At 71.3% G+C, this 6538-nt stretch carries 5 protein-coding genes; 1 reads left to right on the top strand and 4 read right to left on the bottom strand.

Annotated features, from left to right (window positions below; genetic code table 11):
• Positions 1-195: 195 nt before the first annotated feature.
• The 4 genes from ACWDBE_RS37180 to ACWDBE_RS37165 form a co-directional block, all read right to left on the bottom strand.
• Positions 196-870 (bottom strand): nucleoside/nucleotide kinase family protein, encoded by a 675-nt coding sequence (locus ACWDBE_RS37180; protein WP_449789570.1) that lies wholly within the window; start codon positions 868-870, stop codon positions 196-198.
• Between the two features lie 105 nt (positions 871-975).
• Positions 976-1932, bottom strand: coding sequence for a S66 peptidase family protein (locus ACWDBE_RS37175; protein WP_449810181.1), 957 nt, complete (start codon positions 1930-1932; stop codon positions 976-978).
• Positions 1933-2066: 134 nt separating this feature from the next.
• A complete protein-coding gene (gene trpS / locus ACWDBE_RS37170) occupies positions 2067-3197 on the bottom strand; it encodes a tryptophan--tRNA ligase (protein ID WP_449810180.1) in 1131 nt (376 codons plus the stop codon).
• 194 nt (positions 3198-3391) lie between these two features.
• Positions 3392-4966 (bottom strand): APC family permease, encoded by a 1575-nt coding sequence (locus ACWDBE_RS37165; RefSeq protein WP_449810183.1) that lies wholly within the window; start codon positions 4964-4966, stop codon positions 3392-3394.
• Positions 4967-5289: 323 nt separating this feature from the next.
• Here ACWDBE_RS37165 and ACWDBE_RS37160 point away from each other — a divergent pair, with 323 nt between their 5' ends.
• Positions 5290-6426 carry an ABC transporter substrate-binding protein gene (locus ACWDBE_RS37160; RefSeq protein ID WP_449810179.1) on the top strand — a complete coding sequence of 379 codons (1137 nt, stop codon included), beginning with the start codon at positions 5290-5292 and terminating at the stop codon, positions 6424-6426.
• Positions 6427-6538 lie beyond the last annotated feature (112 nt).

Here is a 6538-nt window from a genome sequence, read left to right as displayed (position 1 = left end):
CAAACTCTAGCCGATCTCCGCTCCGAAAAGCGAATCCGACCGCAACCCGATAAAACGAGCACGCCAAATAAGCGCTCAGCCGCGACGAGGAAATGCCGACGCGACCCAGCCCGAACCTGGGAAGTGGTGTTTCAGAGGATTGGCCGCCCCGGGACCGTCCGCGCTGATGCGTGTCCGGTGCTCCCTGCCGAGCGACTAGAAAACACTACCCCTGTCCGAGACCGAAGGCAAACCCGTCCCGGAGACAGTCCGGGTGCAGAGCGCCCGGCCGGGCTTCACGTACTCGCCGTTCGGATGGTCGTTGCCGGTGACCCAGTGGCGGGCGGCGGCTTCGTCGCGTCCGCCGTCGCGGTGCCGCCGGAGCAGGCGCTCCTCACGTTCCTCGTCGTCGGTGTGCACGTACCAGAGCTCGTGGAGCAGTCGACGGGCGTCGGGCCAGGGGGTGTCTGCGGAGGCGAGGTAGTTGCCTTCGGTGATGACGAGTCGGGTGTGCGGGCGGACCACGTGGCGGGCGGCGACCGGTTCGTCCAGAGTGCGGTCGAAGTCCGGGACGTAGATGTCCTGGAAGCGGTCGCCGGCGATGCGGCGCAGCAGGGCGACGTAACCGTGGGCGTCGAAGGTGGCCGGGGCCCCCTTGCGGTGGGTCAGGCCGAGGCGGTCGAGCTGGGCGCCGGAGAGGTGGAAGCCGTCGAGCGGGACGTAGGCGGCGCTGCCGGGGCCTTCGGCGCGCTCGACCTCGGCGACCAGACGGCGGGCCAGGGTGGACTTGCCGGCGCCGGGCGGTCCGGCAAGTCCGAGGATCGTGCGGGCGTTGCTGCCCGGGCCGCGCAGGAAGCCGAGGGCAAGGGCGGTGAGGCGGTCCTCGTTCATGGCGGCACCTTACTCAGGGCGCACCTCTTTCAGCGTGCCCCTTGCTCGGTGACCCCGGACGGGCCGGACTCACCGAGTCGAGTCGGGTCGGGTCGGGTCGCGAGCTCAGCGGCCGGCGAGGGCGGGCTGGTCCAGTGTCAGGGTGCCGGCGTCGGCGTCGAGCAGGGCGGGAACGCCGAGCGGGACGGTGAGGGTGGAGGGGCAGTGGCCGAAGCCCAGTTCCCAGAGCACGGGAACGCCGAGCCCGCCGAGCCGGTCGAGCATCACGTCCCGGACCCGCTCGGGCTGTCCGCAACCCTCCCAGGAGCCCAGGGCCACGCCGGCCACGCCGTCGAGCGCGCCGGAGCGCAGGAGCTGGGTGAGCAGCCGGTCGAGCTGGTAGGGGTGCTCGTTCACGTCTTCGAGCAGCAGGATGCCGCCCTCGTAGGAGGGCCGCGCGGCGGGTGTGCCGCGCTCGGCGGTGAGGACGTGGAGGCAGCCGCCGGCCGTGACACCGCGGGCCCGGCCGGGGACGAGCGGGGCGGCGGTGGGTGAGGTGAGGACGGTGACGGCGGCCGGGTCGAAGAGGGTGCGGCGCAGGTGCTCGGTGGTCGGGCCGTCGGCGACGAAGGAGGCCCCGGCGGCCAGCGGGCCGTACAGGGTGGCGAGGCCGAGGCGCTGGGCGAAGGCCTCGTGCAGGGAGCTGACGTCGCTGAAGCCGATGAAGGGCTTGGGCGCGGCGGCGCGCATCGCGGTCCAGTCGAGCAGGTCGACCAGTCGGTGTACGCCGTACCCGCCGCGGGCGCAGATGACGGCGTCGACGGTGGGGTCGAGCCAGGCGGCCTGGAGGTCGGCGGCGCGGTCGGCGTCGGCGCCGGCGAGGTAGCGGAGGGTGGGGTGGGTGTCGAGGACGTGTGGGGCGACGGTGACGCGCAACCCCCAGGAGCGGAGGATCGCGCAGCCGGCGGCGAGGCGTTCGGCGTCGATGGGGCCGCTGGGGGCGACGACGGCGATGTGGTCGCCGGGGCGCAGGTGCGGCGGGCGGGTCAGCCCCTGGCCGGGTGTGGTCGGGTGCTGGTCCATGGGCCGGGCCACCTTTCGGGCGCGGGATCGGGGTGCGGGCGGTCGCGTCGTGGCCGCGACCGCCCGGTGACGATATGCCCCGTGTCAACCGGCCGATGTCCCCCGCCCGGCCGGTGCCCGGCAGTGAGCGCTCTTCAGATCGCCGCCCCCATCACCTCCCGGACCTCGGCGAGGGTGGCGTCGGCGACGGCGTTGGCCCGCTCGGCGCCGTCGCGCAGGACCTGCCGCAGGTGGCCCCGGTCGGCGGCGAGTGCGGCGCGGCGGGCGCGCATCGGGCGGAGGAACTCGTTGACGGACTCCGTGACGGTGCGCTTGAGCACCGCGGCTCCGCCGTCGCCGATCTCCTCGGCGACAGCTTCGGGGGTGCGGTCCTGGCAGAGGGCGGCGAGCAGGACGAGGCTGGAGACCTCGGGCCGGTTGACCGGGTCGTAGCCGATCCGGCGGTCGGCGTCGGTCCGGGCGCCGCGGATGATCCGGGCGGTCTCGTCCTCGGTGGCGCCGAGGGCGACCGCGTTGCCCCGGCTCTTGCTCATCTTGCCGCCGTCGGTGCCGAGCAGCATCGGGGCGTCGGAGAGCAGGGCCTGGGGGCGGGGGAAGACGGCGCTGCCGTCGGCGTGCGGGTAGCGCTCGTTGAAGCGGCGGGCGACGGTGCGGGCGACTTCGAGGTGGGGCAGCTGGTCCTGGCCGACCGGGACCAGGTCGGCCTTGCAGAAGAGGATGTCGGCGGCCTGGTGGACGGGATAGGTGAACATCAGCCCGCTGACGGCGGACTGCCGGGAGTGGGTGATCTCGTCCTTGACGGTGGGGTTACGGCGCAGTTCGGCGACGCTGACCAGGCTGAGGAAGGGGAGCAGCAGTTGGTTGAGGGCGGGGACGGCGCTGTGCGGGAAGATCGTCGCCCGCTCGGGGTCGAGGCCGGCGGCGAGGTAGTCGAGGACGAGGTTCTCGGTGTGCTCGGCGAGCCGGTCGGCGAGGTCGCGATCGGTGATGACCTGATAGTCGGCGACCACCACGAACATCTCGACGCCCTGGTCCTGGAGCCGGACGCGGTTGCGCAGGGTGCCGAAGTAGTGGCCGAGGTGGAGCGGTCCGGTGGGGCGGTCCCCGGTGAGGACGCGGTGTGCGCTCGGGTCGTCGTCGTACGGAACGGACGGAACGGACGGGACGGCCGTGCCGGTCGTGCCGGTCGTGCCGGACGGAACGGTCGTGGCGACGCCAACGGCGGTGGGCGCGACGGCGGCGGCGGACGCGGGCGTGGGGGTCAAGGTCTCTCCTCGGTGCGGCGGTGGTGGTCTGCCGTCCGGGGCGAGGGGCCGGTTCTGCGGGGAGCGCGGGGGCGCGGAGAACGCAGCAGGGCCGTCCATCCCGGACGGCCCTGCTCAGGCGAGTGTGGTGGCCGTCCTAGGACGGCCACCAGCACAGGCCCGTGAAACGCTTCATGCGCTCAACAGTACTGGTGTCAGTCCTCCACGACCAGTGCCTGGGTGTCCTTGGTCAGCGTCTCGCCGCGGAAGAACTCCGGCCGGATGAAGCCGTACCAGGTCATCAGGCCGGCGCCGAGCAGCAGGATGCCGACGCCGATCACGAAGACCGAGCCGATGCCGAAGACCGAACCGCTGCCGTAGTCCGGGTCCCAGGCGTCGGTGAGGGTCTGCAGGAAGACCGCGGTGAGCAGCACCCCGCCGAGGAGCGGGGCGGCGCCCTTGAGCAGCAGGTCGCGGACGCCGGTGCGCAGCGAGCGGCGGAAGTACCAGACGCAGGCGAAGGCGGTCAGCGCGTAGTAGAAGCAGATCATCAGACCGAGCGCCAGGATGGTGTCCTGGACGACGTTCTCGCTGATCAGGCTCATGCCCACGTAGAAGACCGCGGTGGCGATTCCCGCCGCGACGGTGGCGTAGCCCGGGGTGCGGAAGCGCGGGTGGACGGCGCCGAAGCGCGGCGGCACGGCGCGGTAGGCGCTCATCGCGAGCAGGGTGCGGGCCACGGGGATGAAGGTGGTCTGCAGGCTGGCGGCGGCGCTGGCGACGACGGCCAGGAAGAGCAGGATGCTCCACGGCGAGCCGAGCACCGGACGGGCCAGCGCGGCGAACACGTTGTCAGCGGTGGCCGGGTTGCCGAGGCCGTTGCCGGTGCTGCCGACGCCCGCGAACATCTGGGAGGCGATCGCGACCAGCAGGTACGAGCCGACCAGGGTGACCATGGAGATCATCGCGGCGCGACCCGGGGTCTTGGCGCTGCCCTGGGTCTCCTCGTTCATGGTCAGGCAGGTGTCCCAGCCCCAGTACATGAAGATCGACAGCGACAGTCCGGCGGTGAACGCGCTGAACGAGCTGACCTCGAGCGGGTTGAGCCAGGAGAAGGAGAAGCCGATCGAGTCGGGCAGGTCGCCGGAGGCGGCCTTGCCGATGGCGATGGCGGAGAAGAGCAGCAGCACGGCCAGCTGGAGGCCGACCAGGCTGTACTGGAACCACTTGGTGGCGGTCATCCCCCGGTAGCTCATCGCGGTGGCGCCGGCGATCAGCAGGACCACGGTGAGCAGGTGGACGGCCTTGTTCTGGTCGAGTTCGGTGACCCAGCTGCTGCCGGTCATCTCCCCGAGCATCAGGTACAGGAAGTCGGTCGCGACCCCGGCCAGGTTGGAGAGCACGATGATGGTCGCCACCGTCAGGCCCCAGCCGGCCATCCAACCGACCCGGGGGCCGAAGGCCCGCACACCCCAGGTGAAGGACGTTCCGCAGTCCGGGAAGTCCTTGTTCAGCTCCTTGTACGCGAACGCGACGAGCAGCATCGGCAGGAAGCCCGCGAGGAACACCGCGGGCATCTGGACGCCGACCGCGGTGACGGTCGGGCCGAGCGTGGCGGTCAGGCAGTAGACCGGGGCGACCGTCGAGACGCCCAGCACCACGCTGCTCAGCAGGCCGACGGAACCACCCCGTAGACCCTTGTCCCCCGCTCCCCCAGCCGTCCCCTGACCCGCGGGGACTCCACCACTGGTGCCACTGACCGGGGCACCCTGCGGAGCGCCGGGCGCCATTGCCCGGCCGCTGCTCGTGTGCTCTGAGAGCTGCTGATCAAACACCAGCGCACCCTAGATGCGGCCGTGGAAGGTTGAGTAGACCAACCCTTGGTGATCTAAACCACTTGCTTCGATTCGTTCCCGTACAGGCCGCTCCAGCTGATGTATTTACGGCTTGTTAACCCATGTACCTTTGTTTCAAAGGAGTTGACCCAAGGAATTTTCTCCCTTTTGCCAAGGTTCGGCATGGTTTGCCCCCCTGGCACGAGCAGCCCGCGACCCTGTCACCCCAAGTCGGATAGGTTTGCCTAACCTAATTTCGATCGTGAATGGAGCGCCGCGTGCCCCCCACCCCCGACGACCTGGCCCTCGTCGCCCGCACCGCCCCCCGCACCGCCGGCCGCCGCAGGTTCCTCACCGCGGCATTCGCCGGAGGAGCGGTCCTCGGCCTCGGCGGGCTGCTCACCGCCTGCGGCAGCTCGGGCGGATCCGGTGGATCGGGCGGGTCGGGGGGCAGCGGCGGCTCGACCCCGGCCGGCGGCGGCTCCTCCCCGAACCAGAAGTCGGTCAAGCAGGGCGGTGACGACTACGCCACCGTGATCGAGAAGATGAAGGGCTTCGGCACCGACGCCGCCCCCGGCGTCTACCCGCGCACCCTCAGGCACGCGATGGGCGAGACCGCCATCCCGGCCAGGCCCACCCGGGTCGTGGTGCTGGACACCGGCGAGCTCGACAACGTCGTCGCCCTCGGCATCCAGCCGGTCGGCGTCGTCCACACCGACGGGTCGAAGTCCCTGCCGTCCTACCTCAGGGACAAGGCCGGCAGCCCCGCTGCCGTCGGCACCATCAACAGCCTCAACCTGGAGGCCATCGCCGCGCTCAAGCCGGACCTGATCCTCGGCAGCCAGCTGCGCGCCCAGGACCAGTACGCGCAGCTGTCCAAGATCGCGCCGACCGTCTTCTCGCTGCGCCCCGGCTACCCCTGGAAGCAGAACTTCCTGCTCAACGCGAGCGCGTTCGGCCTGGAGGCCGAGGCCAGGGCCCAGCTCGACGCGTACCAGGCGTCCGCCGCCGCGATCGGCGCGAAGCTCGGCGACAAGCGGCCCACCATCACCCCGCTGCGCTTCATGCCGGGCCGGACCCGGCTCTACGCCGAGCTCTCGTTCATCGGCACCATCCTCACCGACGTGCCGCTGCCGCAGCCCGAGATCGAGCGGGTCCAGGAGCTCGCGGTGGAGATCAGCCCGGAGCAGATCGACAAGGCCGACGCCGACTGGATCTTCTACGGCGTGTACGGCAGCCCCAGCTCGACCAACCAGGACGCGGTGCTGGGCGGTGCGCTCTGGAAGACGCTCGGTGCGGTCAAGTCCGGTCAGGCCAGGCCGGTTTCGGACGAGACCTGGTTCCTCGGACTCGGAGTCATGGCGGCCAACGCGGTGCTCGCCGACCTCAAGGGATTTGTCGCGCCCACCAGTTGATCACACCCGGTGGGGCGGGGTCGGGGGCGGCGAACAGCACGGGACGCCACGCCGGTCGCGTGGCAACAGTGTTCGCCCTGCGCTGTCTTGGACGATCCCTGGGCGGCCCCGC

The organism is Kitasatospora sp. NPDC001132 (assembly GCF_053598415.1).
This window is presented reverse-complemented; position numbering and strand designations above follow the sequence as displayed.